Origin of the sequence: Arsenophonus endosymbiont of Crataerina pallida (assembly GCF_964020125.1) — a bacterium.
GTDB lineage: Bacteria > Pseudomonadota > Gammaproteobacteria > Enterobacterales > Enterobacteriaceae > Arsenophonus > Arsenophonus nilaparvatae.
The window spans coordinates 3,710,326-3,733,831 of record NZ_OZ026540.1 but is presented as its reverse complement, the minus strand read 5'-3'; the positions used below and the strand labels follow the sequence as shown (position 1 = coordinate 3,733,831).

At 34.3% G+C, this 23,506-nt stretch carries 18 protein-coding genes and 2 pseudogenes; 7 read left to right on the top strand and 13 right to left on the bottom strand.

Annotated elements, in window-relative coordinates:
* Nucleotides 1-23: 23 nt before the first annotated feature.
* The 7 genes from AACL31_RS20120 to nudE form a co-directional block, all read right to left on the bottom strand.
* Complete coding sequence (locus AACL31_RS20120) at nt 24-896, bottom strand: SPOR domain-containing protein (RefSeq protein WP_310512017.1); 873 nt, start codon at nt 894-896, stop codon at nt 24-26.
* A gap of 125 nt (nt 897-1,021) precedes the next feature.
* Nucleotides 1,022-2,116, bottom strand: coding sequence for a 3-dehydroquinate synthase (gene aroB / locus AACL31_RS20115; RefSeq protein ID WP_310512018.1), 1,095 nt, complete (start codon nt 2,114-2,116; stop codon nt 1,022-1,024).
* Between the two features lie 55 nt (nt 2,117-2,171).
* Nucleotides 2,172-2,693 (bottom strand): shikimate kinase AroK, encoded by a 522-nt coding sequence (aroK, locus tag AACL31_RS20110; protein ID WP_310512019.1) that lies wholly within the window; start codon nt 2,691-2,693, stop codon nt 2,172-2,174.
* Between the two features lie 621 nt (nt 2,694-3,314).
* Nucleotides 3,315-3,956, bottom strand: a complete 642-nt coding sequence (locus AACL31_RS20105) for a hypothetical protein (protein WP_339053600.1) — start codon at nt 3,954-3,956, stop codon at nt 3,315-3,317.
* A gap of 116 nt (nt 3,957-4,072) precedes the next feature.
* Entirely contained in the window at nt 4,073-4,357 is a 285-nt protein-coding gene (locus AACL31_RS20100; protein ID WP_310512021.1) for a hypothetical protein, read from the bottom strand.
* Nucleotides 4,358-4,373: 16 nt separating this feature from the next.
* Nucleotides 4,374-4,865 carry a hypothetical protein gene (locus AACL31_RS20095; RefSeq protein WP_339053599.1) on the bottom strand — a complete coding sequence of 164 codons (492 nt, stop codon included), beginning with the start codon at nt 4,863-4,865 and terminating at the stop codon, nt 4,374-4,376.
* A 60-nt stretch (nt 4,866-4,925) separates the two neighbouring features.
* The gene (gene nudE, locus AACL31_RS20090) at nt 4,926-5,477 is read right to left on the bottom strand and encodes an ADP compounds hydrolase NudE (protein WP_310512023.1); all 552 of its coding nucleotides are present in this window, start codon (nt 5,475-5,477) and stop codon (nt 4,926-4,928) included.
* 349 nt (nt 5,478-5,826) lie between these two features.
* Between nudE and AACL31_RS20085 the strand changes: the two genes are divergently transcribed.
* The 4 genes and pseudogenes from AACL31_RS20085 to pckA all read left to right on the top strand — a co-directional run bounded on the left by AACL31_RS20085 (nt 5,827) and on the right by pckA (nt 11,117).
* Nucleotides 5,827-7,959 carry an IgaA/UmoB family intracellular growth attenuator gene (locus tag AACL31_RS20085; protein ID WP_310512024.1) on the top strand — a complete coding sequence of 711 codons (2,133 nt, stop codon included), beginning with the start codon at nt 5,827-5,829 and terminating at the stop codon, nt 7,957-7,959.
* A gap of 27 nt (nt 7,960-7,986) precedes the next feature.
* Nucleotides 7,987-8,402: pseudogene (gene hslR / locus AACL31_RS20080) on the top strand (ribosome-associated heat shock protein Hsp15).
* A 26-nt stretch (nt 8,403-8,428) separates the two neighbouring features.
* Nucleotides 8,429-9,296: pseudogene (gene hslO, locus AACL31_RS20075) on the top strand (Hsp33 family molecular chaperone HslO).
* Nucleotides 9,297-9,494: 198 nt separating this feature from the next.
* Nucleotides 9,495-11,117 carry a phosphoenolpyruvate carboxykinase (ATP) gene (gene pckA / locus AACL31_RS20070; protein WP_339053598.1) on the top strand — a complete coding sequence of 541 codons (1,623 nt, stop codon included), beginning with the start codon at nt 9,495-9,497 and terminating at the stop codon, nt 11,115-11,117.
* A gap of 521 nt (nt 11,118-11,638) precedes the next feature.
* Here the strand turns inward: pckA and AACL31_RS20065 are convergent.
* A complete protein-coding gene (locus AACL31_RS20065) occupies nt 11,639-12,832 on the bottom strand; it encodes an NAD(P)/FAD-dependent oxidoreductase (RefSeq protein WP_310512026.1) in 1,194 nt (397 codons plus the stop codon).
* Between the two features lie 290 nt (nt 12,833-13,122).
* Here AACL31_RS20065 and pitA point away from each other — a divergent pair, with 290 nt between their 5' ends.
* Nucleotides 13,123-14,610, top strand: coding sequence for an inorganic phosphate transporter PitA (gene pitA / locus AACL31_RS20060; RefSeq protein ID WP_310512027.1), 1,488 nt, complete (start codon nt 13,123-13,125; stop codon nt 14,608-14,610).
* 116 nt (nt 14,611-14,726) lie between these two features.
* Here the strand turns inward: pitA and uspB are convergent, their stop codons facing one another.
* Nucleotides 14,727-15,002: a universal stress protein UspB gene (uspB, locus tag AACL31_RS20055; protein WP_238565692.1), complete on the bottom strand. Its 276-nt coding sequence runs from the start codon at nt 15,000-15,002 to the stop codon at nt 14,727-14,729.
* A gap of 455 nt (nt 15,003-15,457) precedes the next feature.
* Here uspB and uspA point away from each other — a divergent pair, with 455 nt between their 5' ends.
* Nucleotides 15,458-15,889, top strand: coding sequence for a universal stress protein UspA (uspA, locus tag AACL31_RS20050; RefSeq protein WP_032115767.1), 432 nt, complete (start codon nt 15,458-15,460; stop codon nt 15,887-15,889).
* Between the two features lie 257 nt (nt 15,890-16,146).
* Nucleotides 16,147-17,487 (top strand): NADP-specific glutamate dehydrogenase, encoded by a 1,341-nt coding sequence (gene gdhA / locus AACL31_RS20045; protein ID WP_310512028.1) that lies wholly within the window; start codon nt 16,147-16,149, stop codon nt 17,485-17,487.
* Between the two features lie 171 nt (nt 17,488-17,658).
* Here gdhA and AACL31_RS20040 read toward each other — a convergent pair whose 3' ends face one another.
* The 4 genes from AACL31_RS20040 to AACL31_RS20025 all read right to left on the bottom strand — a co-directional run bounded on the left by AACL31_RS20040 (nt 17,659) and on the right by AACL31_RS20025 (nt 23,370).
* A complete protein-coding gene (locus tag AACL31_RS20040; protein WP_310512029.1) occupies nt 17,659-18,996 on the bottom strand; it encodes an HlyD family type I secretion periplasmic adaptor subunit in 1,338 nt (445 codons plus the stop codon).
* A gap of 50 nt (nt 18,997-19,046) precedes the next feature.
* On the bottom strand, nt 19,047-20,507 hold the full coding sequence (locus AACL31_RS20035) for a type I secretion system permease/ATPase (protein WP_310512030.1): 1,461 nt from the start codon (nt 20,505-20,507) through the stop codon (nt 19,047-19,049).
* Nucleotides 20,508-20,901: 394 nt separating this feature from the next.
* Nucleotides 20,902-22,134, bottom strand: coding sequence for a hypothetical protein (locus AACL31_RS20030; protein WP_310512031.1), 1,233 nt, complete (start codon nt 22,132-22,134; stop codon nt 20,902-20,904).
* Nucleotides 22,135-22,233: 99 nt separating this feature from the next.
* Nucleotides 22,234-23,370, bottom strand: a complete 1,137-nt coding sequence (locus AACL31_RS20025) for a collagenase (RefSeq protein ID WP_339054035.1) — start codon at nt 23,368-23,370, stop codon at nt 22,234-22,236.
* Nucleotides 23,371-23,506 lie beyond the last annotated feature (136 nt).

Genomic DNA, 23,506 nt, shown 5'->3' with positions numbered 1-23,506 from the left:
GCATATTTGCGCCTAATGATTCTTTATTTTTGATCTTGCTTAACTTGCTGAAATTTTCTAACCCAGGGTTTTTTTTCCTGAACAGAAGCGGGCAAAGTTGAAATTGCGTTTTTTGCTTCACTGACTGAGCGGTAATTACCGTGGATAAGAACATACCATGGTCGTTCATTGCGTATGGTCTTATAGATTTTATAATTAGTTAAGCGATTGTTTTTAGCAAATGCTTCTAGTGAGTTAGAACGGCTCGCACTACTTAATTGTAGTGTGTAATTACTCGCTGGAGCCGATAATAAATCTCCACTTTGATTTGTATGTGTTCTAACTATAGGTTTTGTTTTTGTTTCAGGATTAGTTTTAATTGGTTCAACGATTTTAGGTGGTGTAGTAGCGGGAAGTTTTGTTGATGATGGCGTTGATGTTGGATTTTCAACGAGTTGTTGCTTTGCATTAGGTAATGTTTGTCCCTGGCGTAAAGCATCAACAACGTCACCAGGGATTTCAATACGTTTACCTTGCCCTTGGTTGGCTGGAGGTAAGGAACTTTCAGTCGGTGTATCACTAATTGAAGGCATGGTTACGTTTTGTGGTTGGTTTTGTTCTTGGGATAAAGGGGACTCATTTGATAGTGATGTTGATTTAGAAATATCAATGTTACGTTCATTTATTGTTGTAGAGGTATTTTGTTTCTCATGATCTGTTGGCGCTTTAAGTGCTGAGCTAATCGCGATAATGAGTAATAATAGAACCAAAACAGCGATACCAATCATGACATGTTGCCGAGAAGCTAGATGGTGTTTAGATCCTTGCTGACGTGAACGTAATACAGGCCTGTCTGAAGTGTCTGGCCGGAAGTTACTCTGATCTTGAGGATCTCTTTCTGGTTTAAACTCGTCCATTTCCCCTCCCTTTAAGGTGAATGACCTCATATCATGGATAAAGATGATTTTTTGTACAATTTGATTCTAAAATACGGATATTTATTATAGTGTCACTATGGCTATCTTGCTATCTCAATCACGGTTTAATCTGTATGTAGGCATTGTTTAATTGCTTTTAAAACAATCTCATGGCTTATATTAGTATATAATTCTGCGTTGCCAATAGATTTGGGTAGCACCAGATTGAGTTGATTATTAACTACTTTTTTATCTCTCATCATGTGAGGTAAATAGGCTTCAGCAGCCATTTTTGCTGGTCCCTTAATAGGGAGATTTGCTTGCCTCAGTAAGTTTAAAATGCGTTGAGTATCATTATTATCAAATTGGCCAATTAACTCTGCGGTTTTTGCAGCCATCACGATACCTGCAGCAACTGCCTCACCGTGTAGCCAACAACCATAGTTTAATTCAGTTTCAATGGCATGACCAAAGGTATGTCCTAAGTTCAATAATGCACGTTGTCCATTGGTTTCTTTTTCATCTATAGCAATGATTTTTGCTTTTAATTCACAACAACGTCGTATGCAATAACTTATTGTTTTTTCATCTAATTCAAATAGTTTATTAATGTTTTTTTCTAGCCAACAAAAAAAATCATAATCTAGAATAATGCCATATTTAATAATTTCAGCTAAGCCTGAAGAAAACTGACGTACTGGTAATGTTTTTAGACTATCTAAATCAATAATAACTGATATTGGCTGATAGAAAGCACCAATCATGTTTTTACCTAATGGATGATTGACTGCTGTTTTTCCTCCAACAGATGAGTCAATTTGAGATAAAAGCGAGGTTGGTGCTTGGATAAAACGAACGCCTCTTTGGTAGCAGGCGGCAGCAAATCCTGTCAAGTCACCAATAACACCGCCCCCAAGGGCAATAAGGGTGGTGCTTCGAGGATGATTTTTTTCCAATAAAGCAGTGAAGACAGTATCAAGAGTAGCTAATGATTTGTACTGTTCTCCGTCAGGTAGAATGATCTCATCAACTTTGACGCCCATTTTTGTAAGAGTATATTTTACTCTTGCAGAATAAATGGAATGTAGCGTTTTGTTCGTTACAATCATTGCGTATTCGCCACTTTTAAGCGGCAAAAAAGCATCAGGTGAGTTAAGTAAACCAAAAGCTATACGAATAGGGTAACTCCGTTCACCGAGTGTAACTGTCAATTTTTCCATATTGATTTTACCTTTATGGCATGGTCAATCAGTCATTCATATTGATTTATTGAAATTAAGTATTTTCTAATAATCCAATGATTTGGTTAGCAACTACTTTTGCACTTTGATCGTCGGTATGAATAGTAATGTCTGCGATTTCTTCATAAAGTGGATTACGTTCATGAGCGAGTTTTTCTAAAACTTCACGAGCAGGCTGATCTACTTGCAATAAAGGTCTTTTTTTATCGCGTTGAGTTCGTGCCATTTGTTTTTCAATCGTAGTTTCAAGATAAACGACTACCCCGCGAGCAGAAAGACGGTTGAGTGTTTCTTTTGATTTTACCGATCCCCCCCCTGTTGCTAGAACAATGCCTTGTTTTTCTGTAAGCTCATTGATAATTTTTTCTTCACGTTCCCGAAAACCTTCTTCGCCTTCCAAATCAAATACCCAACTCACATCAGCACCAGTACGTCGTTCAATTTCTTGATCGGAATCAAAAAACTCCATACTAAGTAGCTGCGCTAGCTGGCGACCAATAGTACTTTTTCCGGCGCCCATAGGCCCAACCAGAAAGATATTGCGTTTCTCTGCCATGTTTTTGGTATTACTAAGATTATTCGTTAATGATAACCCGCCCCGCCAATCAAATTAGCAACGGGACCTATAATTGAAACCTCATGAGTATTGACATCTTTTCTTGCATATAAAAGCAAAAAAATCCCAAATACATTCAGTTTTTTCTGAATTATATCGGAAGGGCCTGTTTTTGGAACATAACTGATAGCAGTATTTCTTCACAGGTTTAAAATCCCGAATGTCTCGTAATACGTAATATATAGTATTACGAAGCTCAAGTATTCGTCTTTAAGTTTGTTTGCGCACTAAGTTTAACATCAATCAATTTGAAAACCACGTCGATATCTATACGGAAAATGTATTATTTGTTGCCAATTATGAATGATATTAAATTGGATATAAAAATTATCGCAATAGATTAGCTAAAAATGCAACTCTAATCGTACATATAAAGGTTTTATTATCGAGTGTGCGCACAACAATATTTATTTCGCTAAATAGCTAACCTTGTAAGCTAAATCTTTCTTATCGTCAAATTTATAATCCACTATTCACAATAATCGGATGATTTTTGCTCTCTTGGGTGCTGCTTAGGATGAAGTTATATTATAAAAAATAATTATTAGTTACTATATTTTGTTAAATATTAATTAATTGTGGTGTTATAAATATGATTAATTCTCTATGGTAAGTTTGTTTTCCATCTTTGGTGAATAAATGACCAAAAAAAGGAATGTCTGCCAGGTAGGGGATTTTTTGTTGTTGACTGTTTTTTTTCTGCTGAAAAATCCCACCTAAAATAAGTGTTTCTCCATGATTAATAGTAACTTGGGTTGATATTTCTTGTTTATTAATTGCAATATGTTGGTAAGTATTTGCTAGCAGAGTGGTATTGGGGCTATTTTGACTGATTTTTAGCGATAGACGAACTTTACCTCCTCGTAAAATAGTAGGAGTAACTTCCATTCCTAAAATTGCTTCTTTAAATTTTATCTGATTTTTTTTATTACTTTGAATGACATAAGGGATTTCTGTGCCTTGTTTAATGCTGGCAGATTGATTATGAGAGGCCATTAATCTGGGGCTGGCAATGATAGATAGCTGATTTTCTTGTTCTAAAGCACTTAATTCCAGTGACAATAAGTGACTTTTAATTTTAGCAATATTAAATGCGATATGTGGAATTGAAGACGGTGCTGGTTGATGAATATTAAGTCGATTGATCCCTACTTGATTGATTTTATCTGTACTAAGTTCCCAAAAGATACCCAGCTCATACAAAGCTTCTCGACTTGTATTTATAATATAGGCTGTGATTTGGACTTGTTGTTGAGGTATATCAATTTTTTTTAGCCACGATTGAAGACGCTCAATATGTCTCTGTGTATCCTCAAAAATTAAGTTATTGGTCTGTTTATCGGCAAAAACTTTTCTTTTTTTGAGAGTAAAGGCGGATTATTTTGTGAAAGTTGAGATGCTAGTAATTCCGCTTCCACATATTGCAGGGGATAACTTAGATAATGTATATCACTCTTTTCTTCAGCTATCGATATTGTGGGGGTAACATTGTTTTCAATGATTTCCTCTGTTTTTGGCGGTGTAAATGGCTCTCTGGCGGCTATAACATTAACGCTAAATAATGTTATTAATAAGACAATTGATATTAAAGTAAGTAAATTCATTATGTTAGGCTTTTTGTCATGGATGAAAGAATGAATTCGCAATGTAAATTATTTTTTTGGGTGTTATTTTTAGCTGATGAATAAGTAGTAGTGGATGTGTTTTTTGTAAGTTTTCGATAAAAGCTATTAATTGATAGTAGCTTGCTAAAATTGTGAAATAGTAATCTACGCGATTATTTTGATTTTGTTGTTGCCAGTAGATAAGTTTTTCACCTGAAGTAGGTGGCGGAAATTTAAATTGCTCAAAAGCATGGGTGGTAGTCTGCATTGAAGTTAGTAAGTCTGTTATTTGTTGTTTCCTTTGGTTTATCAAGGTATTTAATTTGTTTTTTGTTATATTTTGTATGAGTTGGGTTTTTAATGTGTTGATATGTTGTCTGCTGTTTTTCCGCTGTTGATTCAATTCATTAATGATTAAAGAATTTTTGGTAGGTACAATCGTTATTTCTGAAGATGGAAATAGCCAAGAACTCTTTTGAACAGTAAAATATTCTTTAATTTTTGTCATTGAAATTAGGGTTATTAGATAGACCCTATTTCATTTCACAATATTAGGACTTAATTAAAATTAGCAAATGTTTTTGAGATAACGTTGAGCATAAAATAGGGCGCTAATATTTCTTGCTTCGTTAAAGTCTTTAACATCAAGAAGTTGCATCATGTTTTCGATTGGCCAACGAATTTGTTCTAATGGCTCTGGTTCATCGCCTTCCAGTTTTTCTTCATAGAGATTTTGTGCAATGAATATATTCATTTTGTTGGAAAAATAGGCGGGTGATATTGTTAGTTTTGCTAGTAATTCAATATATTTTGCGCCATAACCAATTTCTTCTTTTAATTCTCTTATAGCAGCTTGTATGGCAGTTTCTCCTTTATCAATAGCTCCTTTAGGAAAACCTAGTTCATACTCTTCAATACCAACAGCATATTCACGAATTAAAATTAATTCGTCATTAATAATAGGAACGATCAGTACGGCTTCATTTATTGTTGGCTGCATTCGTTCATAAAGACGCTTAACGCCATTACTAAATTCAAGATCAACAGATTGGATACGAAAAAGTCTAGATTCAGCAATATTTTTTATATTCAAAATTTTGGGTTTTTTGATTTGTTTCATATACTGTGTCCCGGACAAAATTTGTTGAATAGATTATAACTTTTTATATTAAGAGCGAAGATAATCTTTTGATTTTTTGCTGAAATCAATTGTCATTCAATCTATCTTTTTAGTGATAATATATCAATAAATTTAGCCAGAGGTGATTATTATAATAAGAGAGTTTTAGTAATATTTTTATTATATTACTTATTAATTGAACGACTATGTTGTTAAAATAAATAATGACAAATCGTAACTCATTGTTATTAATATTAAAAACATAAAACTAGAATAGGAATTACCTTATTTAGAGCTATTGAAAGGGTTGTTATTCTGCACAGGCATTATTCGTTACATCGGGGAAGAAATGAGCTTACCTTTTGTTATATTGGTTATTTTAATTATTTGCTTGTTTATATTAATTTTCTTTTTGTTTGTGAAAGGAAAAAAAGGTAATGATATACATAGATTACCTTTCTTAATACAAGCTAATTATCGTAAAATTACGTCTGATGAATATCAGATAATTTGTGACTATCTTAAATATACCAATTCTGAACAAATCTTAATAAAGACAAAAGAGGCTACAATAAGAAAATTATTTGATTTTCCTAAAAGAAATGCCTGGGTTTCTACTGGCTGTAATGCAATAACACGCTTCTCTTTAATCAACGATCAAGATAATTTATGGCGCTATTTTATTGATTCTAAAGAAGTTCATTTACCCCGACAATTAGAACCTTACTTAACAACTCAAAATGTTATGGATGTTGTTGATACGGATACCTTACCGCTTGTTATCTCAGTAAATAATCATTTCTTGGGTGATTTTAAGCAAAATTTTAAAGAGTTTCATTTAACTAAAGAAATAACATTTCCACCAGTTAATGCCATTATTCAAGAGAGTGGTCAGCAGTTAGTAAAGTTTATTAAGGTCAGAAAAGAGACATTAGAAGAGTATAAACTTAATCGATCGTTTAGTTTGTGGGGCGGTGGTGTTATTTGTGTTGGGCTAATTGTTTGTGCACTTTCGTTATTCGCTATTATTATTTTTTTTCCTTGGTTAATGTTGTTTGGCGGGCTAACTTTTATTATTGGAGTTTATCTTCTTTATCGGCCATATATTTTTCGTAAGAGATATCAACAGGATATTCGTTGTGTGGTAGGTAAACCTAAACGATGGGGTTTATTTGGTGAGTTTGATAAAGGTAAAAAACATAATATTTCATTGGCTGGAATTGATCTTATTTATCCATCTCATTGGGAGCCATTTCTGGAATATGAGATTGATCAGGCTATTAATATTGATATGTATGCAAACGGTTACGTTGTTCGTCAAGGACGTTATTTATCTTTACATGAAGAGGCTCGTCGTTATCCATGTAAAAGATATGGCAAAAATTTAATGTTGGTGATAACCAGTTTTTTCCTTATGTTATTACTTCATTTCTATGAACCAGTTCATTTACCCGCGAGATTAATTTTTCATTGGCTTAATGGAGAAAATTATCTACAGACAACAAATTATGCTGAATTGGAAGTGATGCCGTTACAGATTGGTGACTATATTGCAGTTAAAGGTGTGGGTATGTGCTATGTACCTATTGATTTTATAGAAAAAGGAAATAGGTTTGATTTTCTTCCTTTTGATTGTTCAGGTATTTACTGGAATAATATAAACCCATCTCCTATACCTGAATCTGATATAGTTGAAAAAGTCTTTTCTCTTTCAACAACAGTTAAACAGCAGCTTTATTTTAATAATTTGGATCGTAAAGTTAATCAGCAACTTCGACGAGAGATTATGAAATCTGGTATGAATTTACTTGATAATTTCGCTGATATCATCTTAAAAACAAATTCATTATGCCCACTTAATAATGAGTGTTTTCGTTTAAAGAGCGCGTTAGTTAATTTAAGTGATACCTATGAATGGTCGGTACTTGTTACCAGAGCTAAAAATGGAAAATTAGCGGGTACCAATGTGATATTGCGGCCTGGTGGGGCAGAAACCTTGGAAAAACTGGTTAATGAAACGACATCTTTTTATATTAATAGAGAAATAGAAAAAGCAGCGGCGTTATTGAATACACCACCGACCAGAGGTGTATTACTTATCAGTGATGAAGGAAAACCGTTTGTAGATTTAGTTTCATTCCACTCTCCTGTTGTTGATTCTTATTCTCCATTACAAAAATGGCAAGAGCTGCAAAAATTGTCAGATATTTTAATGCATACTCCTTTTGAAGCAGAAGGTATTATTACTAAATTATTTGTCGATGCAAAAGGTACGCGTCATATTATTTTACATAGTAAACCTAGTTCTATGTTACTTTTACGCTATATTAGTGCTTTTCTATTAAACTTGGTTTTAATGGCAACTTTTATATTAAATCTTATTCTGGTTATTACACGTAAGCGTATAAATAAGTGGCGATTAAAAAGTATTCGGCAATATTATGAGCATTGTTTCAATATTGTCTCTTCCACTGACCAGTAAAAAAATATTTAACCTAATGAAAAGAGTATGAAAACACAGTCAGATATGGATTTGATTATTCGTTTAGATAAATGGTTATGGGCTGCACGTTTTTATAAAACTCGAGCAATTGCTCGTAAAATGATTGAGGGTGGCAAAGTTCACTATAATGGGCAGCGAAGTAAACCAAGTAAAGTCGTTGAAAAGCATGCCATTATAAAATTAAGACAAGGAAATGATGAGTTAACTATAGAAATATTGGCCATTAGCGATCAGCGACGGGCGCATCAGAAGCAAGAGCGTTATATCGTGAAACACAAGACAGTATTGTTAATAGAGAAAGATTGGCTTTAGCGCGTAAAACTAATTCATTAACCATGCCAAACCCAGAAAGTCGTCCTGATAAGAAAGAACGACGTAACCTGATTAAATTTAAGCATACAAATTTAAATGAGTCATTTTGATGACAACTTTAGCAATGAGAGAAAATATGTCTAAACATGACCAGTTACACCGTTTTTTGTTTCAAGATGATGCTGTTCGTGGTGAGCTAGTTTCAGTTAATGAAACTTATAAAAAGATGCTCGATCAACACGATTATCCGTCAGCACTTAATCTATTATTGGGTGAATTGTTAGTTGCCACTAGTTTATTAACAGCAACTTTAAAATTTGAAGGTGATATTACCATACAAATTCAGGGAGATGGCCCGGTAAAAATGTTGGTAATAAACGGAAATAATCACCAACAAATGAGAGGTGTTGCTCGTATTGAAGGTTCAGTTACTGCTCAATCATCATTAAAACAGATGGTTGGCCAAGGTTATATGGTGATCACAATTACACCAACAAATGGTGAGCGTTATCAAGGTGTTGTTGCATTGGAAGGTAATACAATAGCGGAATGTTTGGATGATTATTTTAAACAATCAGAACAGTTGCAGACACGTTTATTCATTCAGGTGAAATAAATGGTGAGCCTGCTGCTGGTGGAATATTATTGCAGGTATTGCCCTCTGTTGGTATTGAAAGTCAGCATCAATTTGATCATCTGTGCAATTAACCGCTACGATTAAGGGCGAGGAACTATTTACTTTAGAGCCAAAGGAAATTCTTCATCGTCTTTATCATGAAGAAGATGTGACATTATATGATCCACAGCTAGTCGCCTTTCATTGCAGTTGTTCAAAAAAGCGTTGTGAAAACATTTTGCTATCTCTTTCTGATGAAGATATTGAGCATATATTGCATGAACGTGGTGAAATTGATATTGAATGTGAATTTTGTGGGGCTGTCTATCTGTTTAATAAACAAGATATAGAGGAATTGAAGCGAATTAAAAAACAGCAAATTCATTGAGTCGGTATTGCTTATTTTATACCGTAATAAAGGATATAAATACATTTTTTTACTGTAGCGTTGATTGTGCTCTAGATCGCATTTTTAGTTCAGAAAATAGTTTAGATGAAATTTATTGATTTTTATCACTGTTAATTTCGAGTAAAAATTTATGATATGTCCTAATTAAGGTTAATATTCATTTAGGAGCATAAATTAATGAGTGCAAAAAAAAAGATTACTCCAGAAGAGATGGCTAGATATGGTATTCATCAAGTAACTGAAATTGTTTATAACCCAGGATATGAACAACTATTTGCAGAAGAAACAAAACCTTCTTTAAAAGGCTATGAACGTGGGATTGAAACCAACTTAGGCGCAGTAGCGGTTGATACCGGTATTTTTACTGGTAGATCACCAAAGGATAAGTATATCGTTCGTGATAACGTTTCTAAGGATACTGTTTGGTGGGCGGATCAAGGTAAAGGAAAAAATGATAACAAACCGATGACCGAAGCGGTTTGGCAATCATTAAAAGATTTGGTGACTAACCAATTGTCAGGTAAGCGTTTATTTATCATTGACGCTTTTTGCGGTGCAAATGCAGATACCCGTTTGAAAGTGCGTTTTATTACCGAAGTTGCCTGGCAGGCACATTTTGTCAAAAATATGTTTATTCGACCTACTGAACAAGAATTGATTGATTTTCAACCAGATTTTGTTGTAATGAATGGCGCAAAATGTACTAATCCCAACTGGCAGGCTCAAGACTTAAACTCAGAAAATTTTGTGGCGTTTAATTTGACTGAGCGTATGCAACTGATTGGCGGTACTTGGTATGGCGGTGAAATGAAGAAAGGATTGTTTTCGATCATGAATTATTTGCTGCCATTAAAAGGAATTGCGTCAATGCATTGCTCCGCTAATGTTGGTGAAAAAGGTGATGTGGCTATCTTCTTTGGTTTGTCTGGCACAGGAAAAACAACTCTTTCGACCGATCCTAAACGTAAATTAATTGGTGATGATGAACACGGATGGGATGATGATGGTGTGTTTAATTTTGAAGGTGGTTGTTATGCTAAGACCATACATTTGTCTGAAGCGGCAGAGCCTGATATTTATCATGCGATCAAACGAGATGCATTATTAGAAAATGTCACTGTTTTGACTGATGGCTCTGTTGATTTTAATGATGGAACCAAAACAGAAAATACCCGCGTTTCTTATCCTATTTATCATATTAATAATATTGTTAAACCGATTTCAAAAGCAGGCCATGCGACAAAAGTTATTTTTTTGACAGCTGATGCATTTGGTGTTTTGCCGCCGGTATCTTGTTTGACGCCTGAACAAACTGAGTACCACTTTTTGTCGGGTTTTACCGCTAAATTAGCGGGCACTGAGCGCGGTATAACTGAACCAACGCCAACTTTTTCAGCCTGTTTTGGCGCGGCTTTTCTGACATTACATCCTACTCAATATGCTGAAGTATTAGGTAAGCGAATGAAAGCGGTTGGTGCAAAAGCATATCTGGTTAATACCGGTTGGAATGGAACGGCTAAACGTATTTCGATCAAAGATACTCGTGCAATTATCGATGCGATCTTAAATGGGGATATAGATAAAGCAGAAACCATAAATTTACCCATTTTTAATTTAGCTGTACCTACCAATTTGCCAGGAGTTGATAACAATATTCTGGATCCTCGTCATACTTATACAGATAACAGCCAATGGGAAGTTAAAGCTAAAGATTTGGCTAAGCGATTTATTAATAACTTTGAAAAATATACTGATACCCCAGTTGGGGCGGCACTTGTGAAAGCTGGCCCTGAGCTGTAATTTTCAATAAGAGTTGTCAATAGTAAAATAAAAAGTGCATAGCTTTTATATTCTATGCACTTTTTATTTAGTTGTGAATATTCATGAACTGAAAAGGAACAGCAAAATTTTGCTTAAATTTTCTCTATCGTTTTGCGGTTCTGTTAGAGCGGATAGGATATAAATCAAGAAGTGAGGTCTATTAAAACATTTTGTTAAAAATTGATAAAAGTTAAAAATGTGCCAGCGCTAGGCTGGCATAAGTAAACACTGGAAGCAATGTGAGCAACGTCGTCCTTTCATATGATCCCAGAAAGGTTCATCTGAAAGTGTTTTAATGATAATGGTTATCACTATCATTTGTAAAGTGATTTTTTTAATATAAATGTAAAAAAATCATTCATTGTGATAATATATTGATAATTATAATATATTTATATGATATTTAATTCACAATTTAAAAACAATTGATTTTATCGTTGATAGCAAATGGCTAGATCACTTTAGCTGACAATATTAAGAATTTAACTATAACGAGATAGTTATGATTTTGTCAGGTGTTGAGCACACGCCCAAGCTGAACTCCATGCCCATTGAAAGTTATATCCGCCTAACCAACCAGTAACATCAACCACTTCACCAATAAAGTAGAGTCCGGCTACTTTTTCTGATTCCATCGTTTTTGAGGAAATACTATTTGTATCAACGCCTCCAAGAGTGACTTCTGCGGTACGATAACCTTCTGTGCTATTTGGTTGTATCTGCCAGTTGTGTAGCATTTCCGCAATCGTATTTATCTGTTTCATATTAAGCTGTTTTAACGAGTTATCTGGGATTTTTTTTAATACTTGTAATGTCTCGATAAGTCGTTTAGGTAGATATTTTGTTAATAAGTTTTTTAACGATAGATTAGGATGAATAGTTTGTTCATGGATTAAACAATCGATAAGATTAATATTGGGAAATAAATTAATACTTATATGCTCCCCAGGTTGCCAGTAACTTGAGATTTGCAAAATAGCTGGGCCTGATAATCCTCTATGTGTAAACAGAAGATTTTCTTGGAATGTCATGGCATTTTGTGAACTGATTTTTACTGGAATAGCAATGCCAGAAAGTGTGTGTAAAACGTCAAGCAGCTCCTTATGTAATGTGAAAGGCACTAAAGCTGCTCGCGTCGGTTGGATGGTATGGCCAAATTGCTCAGCTATACGATAACCAAAAGGAGTTGCCCCCAATTTAGGCATTGAAAGGCCACCGCTAGCAAAAATTAGTGCGTTTGAACTAATAATTTTTTCATTAACATACACTAAAAATTTATTATCTATTTTTTTTATCTGAGTGATTTCGCTTTGCAAGCGTAAACTAACGCCAGCTACTTTACATTCAGTTAATAGTAAATCGACAATATCTTGTGCGCTATTGTCACAAAAAAGTTGACCTAATGTTTTTTCATGATAAGAAATATGATGTTTTTGTACTAACTCAATAAAATCCCATTGGGTAAAGCGAGCCAGTGCTGACTTACAAAAATGGGGATTAGTAGATATATAAGCATTAGGATCAATATAAAGATTGGTGAAGTTGCATCGTCCGCCACCAGACATTAAAATTTTTCTACCCGCTTTTTTGCCATTATCCAATATCAGTACTTTTAATCCTTTTTGGCCTGCATTGGCTGCACAAAATAGACCGGCCGCTCCTGCACCTATAATGATTACGTCAAATTTTTCCACAAAATTTCTCTTTTATCTGAAAAGATATTTATTAATAATACAAATAGCGCGTTTTTTATTAAATAGCGTAAAATATTTATTACGATTTAAATTTGTGTGGACAAATGTTAGTAAGCACTATAAATCTACATATTCTTTATTTTATTAACTTAATGAAAGTAAAGAATATTTTTGTTTTATTTGTTTTTTTTGTCAATTAAAGTCAAAAAAGATGTAGATTTTGCTTCCACCGCTAACGTTTGTCACTGATAATGTATTGAGTTCATATTCAACAAATTGGCTTAAGGTTTATGCTACATTTATTTACTGGTTTGGATTTTTACACCGGTCTGTTATTAGTACTAGCGCTATTATTTGTGCTATTTTACGAAGCAATTAATGGTTTCCATGATACCGCAAATGCAGTAGCAACGGTTATCTATACTCGAGCAATGCGAGCTCAATTTGCGGTTGTTATGGCTGGTGTTTTTAACTTTTTTGGCGTTATTTTAGGTGGCTTGAGTGTTGCTTATGCTATTGTGCATTTGTTGCCAACAGATCTTCTCTTGAATGTAAGTTCTGCTCATGGCCTGGCAATGGTTTTTTCCATGCTATTGGCGGCCATTATTTGGAATTTGGGTACCTGGTATTTGGGGTTACCGGCTTCTAGTTCACATACATTAATAGGTGCCATTATTGGTGTTGGTTTAACCAATGCATTAGTGACCGACTCCTCTATAGTGGATGCATTGAACATCCCAAAAGTTATTGAAATCTTTCTTTCCCTCATCCTTTCTCCTGCTATTGGTTTTGTTATAGCTGGATTGCTAATTTTCTTTTTACGCCGTTATTGGAGTGGTACGAAAAAACGTCGTCGTATTCATTTAACACCGGCTGAGCGAGAGAAGAAAGATGGTAAAAGAAAACCCCCTTTTTGGACACGTACTGCATTGATTTTATCTGCCGTTGGCGTCAGTTTTTCTCATGGTGCTAATGATGGTCAGAAGGGTATTGGTCTTATTATGCTGGTGTTAATTGGCGTGGCGCCTGCCGGGTTTGTGCTTAATATGAATGCCAGTGGTTATGATATAACTCGTACCCATGACGCGATAGTGCATCTACAACATTATTATGAAGAGCATCAGTCAGCGGTAAAACATATTGTTAATAAGTCACAACATGAGTCGGAATTGGAAATTTTAGATGAGAAATTCCATTGTGATAATTCACGTCCTATTACTGTGCTAAAACAGACATCACTGATGTTGACGGATATTCAAAGTTATTCAGCACTAAAACCTGAACAACGTAATCAAATGCGCCGATTATTAATGTGTTTATCTGATACAGCATTAGATGTAGCTAAACTACCAGAGACGTCCTCTTCGGATGCTCGTTTTCTGCGTAACTTGAGTAACGATTTGCTTAATACAGTGGAGTATGCGCCACTGTGGATTATTATTGCCGTTGCTTTGGCGCTTTCTGTCGGTACTATGATTGGTTGGCAACGTGTTGCTATAACGATTGGTGAAAAGATTGGTAAAAAAGGTATGACTTATGCGCAAGGTGTTTCTGCTCAAGTTACTGCGGCAGTTTCCATTGGTGTTGCAAGTTATACTGGTATGCCTGTATCAACAACACAAGTTTTATCTTCTGCGGTAGCCGGTACAATGGTTGTTGATGGTGGTGGTGTACAAGCTAAAACAATTAAAAATATATTACTGGCTTGGTTATTTACATTACCTATTTCTATTATACTTTCTGGTTTGTTTTATTGGATATCATTAAAATTTATATAGACATATCAGATAAACTATATATAACAAAAAATAGTGATGCTTAATTTGGACATCGCTATTTTTTTCATTGAATAATATATTCTATATCATTTAAATATTACTTGAGTCCATTAATATCACCAAATGTTCCATATTAAACTTATAAAAACAATAATACTTAATCCACTAATTAACATGAATTGTTTGCGAATACGTTCACAACGTAAAATAACTTCGGGATCGTGATGATTAGTGTATTGTTGAGTATTAATATAACGGATTAGTTTTATATGCTTAGTCCATTGGCCATGGGCGGTAAAGAATCCGTTGCCATCAACAGATTGATAGAGCAAGGGATCAGATTCCCGCAAAATAAAAAGTAATACTCGGATTGAAGAAAAATATCGCATCATATTTATGATGCAAAGTATACATAATGCCCAAAACCATACATGCATATTAAGATAATGACCTCAAAAAATACAGATTTAGCCACTGATATTGTTTTTAGCAAGTGCAAAAGAAGATATTTGCTTATCAGTTGCCGGTTTATTTTAATTGTAGAATAATCTAACAACTTCACAAAATGACCCATTGGGATTATTTTTATCAGTTTAATTTTTATGATGTATATTTTTTAACAAATAATTGATATCTTCAACACTATGATTTTTATGCTAAATTATGGAAAATTTAACTAATTTGGTCTATGCTAATTATTCTGAAGGTATCTATTTTTCATAATTTATGGGTAAAATTTTTATTAAACTATGTTCAAGATGATATTAAACTATCAGGTTTGACCGCTAAGTATTTATCATAAAAACAGGTGTTCTTTTTTAAGAGCTACGTTTGAAAGGATCTAGATATGGCTTACAAACATATTCTTGTTACAGTTGATTTATCCCCAGAAAGTAAAGTTTTAGTCGATAAAGCTGTCTCCATGGCAAAACCTTATAATGCAAAAGTTTCTTTAATTCATGTTGATGTAAATTATTCTGATCTTTATACCGGCTTGATTGATGTAAATCTTGGTGATATGGAGCAGCGTATCACTAAGGAAACTCACCATGCATTGACTAAATTAGCCAAAGAAGCTGATTATAAGATTGAAAAAGAATTGAGTGGCCGAGGTGATCTTGGGCAGGTTTTGGTTGATGCAATCAAGGAATACAAGGTAGATTTAGTTGTTTGTGGTCATCATCAAGATTTCTGGAGTAAGTTAATGTCCTCGGCTCGCCAGCTGATTAATACTGTTCATGTTGATATGCTAATTGTGCCATTAAAAGATAGTGATTGATAATATTTATTGGTAAATCAATTTTTTCAATAAAAACACTTGATTATTCAAGTGTTTTTTTATTAATTTTCGATAAATTAAATCGACTTATATTTTGCCAGAAAATGTGATTAAGACACAAAAAATCTCATTAAAAATAGAGATAAATTAGTGATATATTCAATAAGTAAATTCACACCTAGCAGGTCATTCTGCAAAAATAAATGTTAATAAGTATGAAAATATCTTAATTTATTTTTTAATCTAAGGAATTTTGTATGAAAGATGGTTTATCTTTAGAGACATTCCTAACACCAATCCAATCACGTTATGCTCATCAACCTGAATTCTTACAAGCTGTGCGTGAAGTTTTTACTTCCCTGGCGCCGTTTTTACGCGATAATCCTCAATATTGTGAACAGGCATTACTGCAAAGAATAGTAGAGCCTGAAAGGGTGCTTCAGTTTCGTGTTTGTTGGGTAGATGATAAGGGAAATGTTCAAGTTAATCGAGCCTGGCGGGTACAATTTAATTCGGCAATTGGCCCTTTTAAAGGTGGAATGCGTTTTCATCCTTCAGTTAATTTATCAATTTTAAAATTTCTCGGCTTTGAACAAACTTTTAAAAATGCGTTAACCACTTTACCTATGGGTGGCGGTAAGGGTGGCTCAGATTTTGATCCTAAAGGAAAAAGCCAGGCAGAAGTTATGCGTTTTTGTCAGGCATTGATAACAGAGCTTTTCCGACATTTAGGTCCTTATACCGATGTTCCTGCTGGAGATATTGGCGTGGGTGGGCGTGAAGTCGGTTTTATGGCAGGTATGATGAAGAAGCTGTCTAACAACACTTCTTGTGTTTTTACCGGTAAAGGCTTGTCTTTTGGTGGTAGCTTAATTCGACCTGAAGCGACCGGTTATGGTTTGGTCTATTTTACTGATGCGATGTTAAAACATCATGGTTTAGCGTTTGAAGGAAAACGCGTATCCGTTTCTAGTTCAGGAAATGTTGCTCAGTATGCTATTGAGAAATGTATGTCTTTAGGCGCTAAGGTTGTTACCGCTTCCGATTCAAATGGAACCGTTGTTGATGAAGTAGGCTTTACAGCCGAAAAACTTAAACGATTGGAAGCAATTAAAAATCAATATGGTCGTGTTGAGTCATATGCAGAAGAGTTTGGTTTGACTTATCTTAAAGGAAAAAACCCCTGGTCGGTGCCAGTAGATATTGCCTTACCTTGCGCCACTCAAAATGAACTTGATATAGAAGATGCGAAAATTTTAATTAAAAATGGTGTTCAAGCGGTTGCTGAAGGTGCAAATATGCCGACAACAATTGAAGCTACTGAAGCGTTTATTGAGGCTGGTGTTCTGTTTGGACCGGGAAAAGCGGCCAATGCCGGAGGGGTTGCAACATCAGGTTTGGAAATGGCACAAAATGCGGCGCATTTGAGTTGGACAGCAGAAAAAGTGAATAGCCGCTTGAAACATATTATGTTAGATATTCACCAGAATTGTGTGAAATATGGTGGAGAAGATAAGCAGACTAATTATGTTAAAGGCGCTAATATTGCCGGTTTTGTTAAAGTCGCCGATGCGATGTTAGCACAAGGTATCCTGTAATAAATCAATAGCGATAGGGCAAATTAAAAACTAATTATATCGCTTAATGCTAGTAAAATTCTGAATATTATTTTGCTTATTGAACATCGCCTGCAACTATCCTTTTCAGGCGATGTTGTTAGCAAAAATTTGTCGATTATTATTTATCCTATCAGCTGACCTATAGTTATATTAATCTTCATTTAGACTCATATGCAGGCGATCAATTAAAGGTTTAAACAAGTAATTTAGTAGCGACCGTTCGCCAGTACGAATAAAAACTTCTACTGGCATTCCTGGTTTGATGGTTAACTGATTTAGGCGTTGACGATTTTCATCATTTACTTGAACCTGTAATAAATAATAGGGCTCAACAGTCTGTTCATTAAGTAGCCTATCAGCAGAAATCATCGTCACGTTGCCTTCCACTTTAGGAGTCGTACTTTGATTAAATGCAGTAAATTGTAACTCTACCGGTAAACCTAATTTCACTTGATCAATCAAATGTACCGGAACCCGTGCATCAACCAATAGTGGTTGATCATCGGGAACAATCTCCATCATTTTTTGTCCGGCAGCGATTACGCCGCCTTCAGTAAAAATTGACATACCAATTATGGTGCCAGCAACCGGGGCACGTATTTGAGAATTATTCAGCATGAACTTTGCTTTAACGAGCTGACTGTTGGTATGATTAATCTTTGTTTGTGTGTCTGCTAGTTGGGCATGAACATCTTTTTGATATTCTTGTTGGAGTTTTTCGCTAAGCAGTTTTTGTTCTAATATTTGATGTTGGATGCGACTAATATCACCAAGTGTTTGCGCTAAATTACCATCGACTTCAGTATATTTATTTTCAGTTTCTAATAATGTATTGCGAGCAATATAGCCGTTTTTTTCTAATTCCCTTAATCCTTCTAATTGTTGCAATAATATAGTAAGTTGCGTTTTTTGGCTCTTTGCTTTTTGTTGTTGGGCATATAAAGTAGCGTTCAATCCGGTTATTTTTTCTTTAATACTGGCCAACTCTAATTGTAAAACTTGATATTGGTTTTCCAGCAATTGTTGATTTAATTGAATAAGTTCGCTTATATCATGTTTCTTCATTTCACCTTGCAAAGCGGGTGAGAAAATCAACCGTTTTTTGCCCTGCTGTTCAGCTAATAAGCGGGCTTCTCTTACTAACAGTTCGTGGTATTGTTTTAGTTTTATATTGTATTCTGCATGCACTTCAACGGTGTTGAGTGTTAAAAGAATTTGTCCTGCTTGTACTTTTTCACCATTATTAACGGATAGTTGTTCAATGATCCCGCCGTATTGATGTTGAATAGTTTTATGATTGCCTGCCACAATCACATTACCTGATACAGGAACCCCTTTATCTAAAGGAGCCAGTGCAGACCATAATAAAAAACCACCAAATCCAATAGTCACTAATGACCAGCCTAAGTATACAGCTCGTTTTTCATTACTGATTAATTTGTCTGTTAAGATAGGAGATGATTTGTGATATTTACCTTGTGCTGACATATTTTTTTCCATTAATTGCTATTATTTTTACAGACTGAAATATTGAAGGATCACGTTGTTAGTTGTGACGTTTTATGTTCATTTAATAATGTTTGTGGTGTTCCAAAACGTGGTGACATTCCGGCTTGTAAAATTAGCACATGCTCTACATATCTGAGCAGAAAAGGGCGATGGGTAATTATAATAAGGGTGCAATGTTGTTTTTTAAGTTCTTCAATCGCAAGGCACAGGGCTTTATCTCCTTCGCTATCAAGATTAGAGTTAGGTTCATCGAGAATAATTAAACGGGGAAGGCCATAAATAGCTCGCGCCAAAGCTAATCGCTGTTTTTGTCCGCCAGATAAGCCACGGCCGTACTCGCCTAATTGAGTGTCATATCCATTAGGTAAAGTGAGAATTAAGTCATGCACTCGGGCAATTTTGGCGGCAGTAATTACTTTGTCTACGTCAATTTCAGCAAAACGAGCAATATTTTCTGCGATTGTACCATCGAATAATTGTATATCTTGCGGTAGATAACCAATGTGAGGCCCTAAAATTTCTCTATCCATTTGGTGAATATTTGCACCATCCAACCGGATGTATCCTAGAGTAGGAGGAAGCGCGCCGACAAGTATCCGAGCTAATGTCGATTTCCCTGCACCAGATGCACCAATAATAGCCAATGTTTGGCCGGCAGAGAGTGAAAATTGGATATCAAATAACAGCGGTGGATATTCAGGATCAGGGCGGTAGAGAACATTTTCAACGCTTAATTCGCCAGTTGGCGCAGGTAAAGTCATCACTTGTTTACGGGGAGGATGCTGTTTGAATAACTGATCTAAGCGTAGATAAGCCTGTTTGGCATTATTATATTGTTTGCTAACAGCAATAAGTTGGTCGATCGGGCTGAGTACACGTCCCACCAGAATAGAACTGGCGATCATCATACCTGCGGTCAATTCATTATTAGTGACTAACCAGGCGCCCATGCCTAATACCAGAGATTGCAGCATCAAACGTGAGGTTTTTGACCATGCGCTGGTGGTTGAAGTTCTTTCGCTGGCTAAATTCTGTTGGGATAAAAAAGCGTGATGGTAGCTTAACCAGCCGCGACGTATATTACCTAACATGCCCATTGCCTCGATTACATCTGTATTACGCAAGTGGGTAGAGGCCTGATTAATAGCTTTGCGAGCCATTAGATTGGCTTGCGCTAGTGGTTTATGAGTATAACGTTGATTCAGCCAGGCAAGTAGGGAAATAAAAGTTGCGCCACCTAAGGCTAGATAGCCTAACCATGGATGGAGTAAAAACACCACACAGAGGAAAAAGAGAAACCAAGGCGCATCAAATAAAGCAAATAGAGCGTTCCCTGTTACGAATTGGCGTAGTGTTGTGAGATCACTTAACGCTTGGCTGGCTTGTGAATCATTATATTTTAAGCTTTGCTGATAAGCTGCATTGAATACCGATTGATTAACTGATAGGTCTAGGCCTGTGCTAATACGTATAACAATCAGATTACGCACCCATTCGAGTACGCCAATAAATAAATGCAAATAACAAGTAGTGTCAACATTAATAACGTCATTTTATTATTTGACGCCAAGACACGATCATAAACTTGTAACATATAAATAGAGGGGGCTAGCATCAGTATATTAATGATAGCGGTAAATATGCCAATACTATAAAACGCTTTTTTATATGTTTTTATTTAATTAATATATTGCTATTTTTAGTTTTTGAATTATCTGTCATGCTATTCCCATTTTTATTTTTATAAGATTCAATCCTAATATTCATTATGTAAATAATTAAAATATTGGAAAATGTTTTTCATTTTCCAATCCGGTTAAAATTAATATGACAATTTTAAAATTAGTAAACGACGTTGTTTTTATTAGGTTATATTATCTATTCCTATGGATAAATAGCGTTTTCATAATCAATCGTTCCATTATCACTCCCTATATTTTGATTATTTTCAACCTGATAATCAGCACAGCCCATATCCGAATGTTGTCTATGATAAATATTATTTTCATTATATTTATTATCGGATAATGGTTGATAGGAAGGGTTATGGCTGAAGGGCTTGTTCTTATAAAGAATGTCAGTAGTAATCTTATTGTCAGGGCTTTTATTAACTGGCTGATGGTCATTTGTTGTTAAATGAATTTTTTTATAGTCGGTATATCCGTGATTTGTATTGCCAATGTCACCATAACCTTGTTCGAACACTATTACCTCTTCAATAATATCAACTTGTGGAGAATAAGAGTCTTCAATAATATTAACTTGTGGAGAATAAGAGGCGAGAAAATCCTTGAAACTGTAGTTATAATCAATGGAAAAGAAAATATGACCTTGAAAATTATGGTGATCATTAGATAACATGCCAATGTCAGTGCCATTATAAAATATTTTTACTTTAGTAGAATATTTATAACTATCAGAAATTCTTACTATATCATTATTTTCATTTCTTGGAATTTGATAATCATTTGGATCGTATTTAAGTTGAAAAAGAGAACCCTCTGGATATTTGTCAAAATTTATTAAGCCAATATTAAGATGGTTATTTGAGTGATCTTTTTTTTCGTATCGGTGGGCAAAAATGGAATCGATAAGTCTATATTCATCGGGTATGTCAGTATATTCAGTACCCTCTTTGTCACAAACTGCAAGTTTATAGGCGTCGTCTTTTTTTATTAATTTTAGATATGTTATTTCTTTTGGTAATTGATAACGAATATTTTTGCCATGATCATGAATAAATAACTCACTGCCATCAATAATATTATTATTTTGGTCGGTTATTTCTTCAGTAATATAAAATCCGGTGGTCTTGAAATTATAAATTACTTTATCATCTTTATAAATCACCGCTTCGTATACATCATCATCTATGCTTGAACTTCCTTTATTGTCTAATAATTCACCCTTTTTAATCGTGTACGGCGGTTGTTCTTGTGAAGTTGCATATTGGGCTAATGGGGAATCTTTATGATTGTATATTTTGGTACCATTGAGTTGTGATGATGGCAGATCTTTTTGCTGAATATGATTGATACTGGGGCTTAGTAACTCATTTTTATGTAAATGTGGCTGATCAAAATATGGGTCTTTATGAACTTCTCTACCATCTATCAAAGAAGCTTTATATTGTTGCTCCTCTTTTTCAACAGCCAGATAAACCTTGCCACCATAACTTGTATGGAGATTATGAAGCGCATTGGAAAAAACAAAGGATTATTGCTGTTGGCCATCAATTTGTTTGAAGAAACCGGTTTCGCTAAGTAATTCGCTAACTTTTTCTTCTCCATCATATAAAGATAATGCACTGACCATACCCTTACCGAGTTTTTTTACATTGAAAATAGTACCTAAAGGTTTATTGGCTAAGTTCATATTAGTTAGCACATTAGGGTTAATTTCTGTTAATTGAGCAATTATTTCATTTACTCTTTCTTCAGTTATTTTTCCCTCAAAAATTTTTTGATCGTATTTTGAGTTTATAATTTTGAGTTTATGTTGATATTCATAACTATCGGTAAAATATTTAGTGCCATCTTCATTGGTAAACACTAATTTAATTTCATTGTTACTATTTTCAATTAATTTTAAATAGTGATAATCACCGGTTATTTTGATATCGAAATAGTCTCTAGATGCTGCATTATAGCAACGAATATAATTACCATAACCTGTGTATTCTACAGTAGCAAATTTACCAACAAATTCTTTTGTTTCTAAACTTTTTATATCAGCGGTATAATAATTTACATTTTGAACTTCACCATCTATTATTTCTTTTTTGCTAGCAATAAATTCACCTTTAGTCACTTCTAAAGCATTTATTTTTTGCATGGCATTATTGCTATTATTTTCATTAAGCCAATTTTTAAAATTATCATTTTCATTTTTAATTAGCTCTAAATATTGTTCTGGATTTTCATTATGTAAAAGATTTTTTAACAATTCAGGTTTTTTTGCTTTTAAATACATAGTAAGAGCAAGACCTACTTTATAAACCTTGGAATTTTCATGAAAGTCATTTGAATATTTTAATTTTAAGAATTCAGATATATTTTTTGATTTTATTTCATCTTCAGTTAGGTCAATGCTATTTGCTTGGGCATTAAATTTATTATCGGAAAAATATTCAATATAATCAGCGATACCCTCTTTTAATATGGTAGGTAAGTGAGCTTCATTAGCTATATTTATATTAGTTAAATAATGGGTAAATTCATGTTTAAGATTAAAAACATTCCCCTGTTGATATACATATATGGTCGGTGGATTTCCTGAATAAAATTTACCACCTTCGGTTCCTAAACCTTTTTCTTTACCATAATGTTGGTAATCTTCGTTATTATCGAATATATATATTTCAAGTGGTTTTTCGCTTGATTTAATATTTTTTAAATCAGCAAAAATTTTAAAATCATTTACCGCCTGTTGGATTTCTTCAATTATTTTATTTTGTTTTTTGGGGAGGGATTTCTATAATTAAGAATAA

Excerpts from the sequence above, each read along its gene's own strand:
- AACL31_RS20120 (WP_310512017.1), bottom strand. The coding sequence starts at position 896 with ATGGACGAGTTTAAACCAGAAAGAGATCCTCAAGATCAGAGTAACTTC.
- aroB (WP_310512018.1), bottom strand. The coding sequence starts at position 2,116 with ATGGAAAAATTGACAGTTACACTCGGTGAACGGAGTTACCCTATTCGT.
- aroK (WP_310512019.1), bottom strand. The coding sequence starts at position 2,693 with ATGGCAGAGAAACGCAATATCTTTCTGGTTGGGCCTATGGGCGCCGGA.
- AACL31_RS20100 (WP_310512021.1), bottom strand. The coding sequence starts at position 4,357 with ATGAATTTACTTACTTTAATATCAATTGTCTTATTAATAACATTATTT.
- AACL31_RS20095 (WP_339053599.1), bottom strand. The coding sequence starts at position 4,865 with ATGACAAAAATTAAAGAATATTTTACTGTTCAAAAGAGTTCTTGGCTA.
- nudE (WP_310512023.1), bottom strand. The coding sequence starts at position 5,477 with ATGAAACAAATCAAAAAACCCAAAATTTTGAATATAAAAAATATTGCT.
- AACL31_RS20085 (WP_310512024.1), top strand. The coding sequence starts at position 5,827 with ATGAGCTTACCTTTTGTTATATTGGTTATTTTAATTATTTGCTTGTTT.
- pckA (WP_339053598.1), top strand. The coding sequence starts at position 9,495 with ATGAGTGCAAAAAAAAAGATTACTCCAGAAGAGATGGCTAGATATGGT.
- pitA (WP_310512027.1), top strand. The coding sequence starts at position 13,123 with ATGCTACATTTATTTACTGGTTTGGATTTTTACACCGGTCTGTTATTA.
- uspB (WP_238565692.1), bottom strand. The coding sequence starts at position 15,002 with ATGATGCGATATTTTTCTTCAATCCGAGTATTACTTTTTATTTTGCGG.
- uspA (WP_032115767.1), top strand. The coding sequence starts at position 15,458 with ATGGCTTACAAACATATTCTTGTTACAGTTGATTTATCCCCAGAAAGT.
- gdhA (WP_310512028.1), top strand. The coding sequence starts at position 16,147 with ATGAAAGATGGTTTATCTTTAGAGACATTCCTAACACCAATCCAATCA.
- AACL31_RS20040 (WP_310512029.1), bottom strand. The coding sequence starts at position 18,996 with ATGTCAGCACAAGGTAAATATCACAAATCATCTCCTATCTTAACAGAC.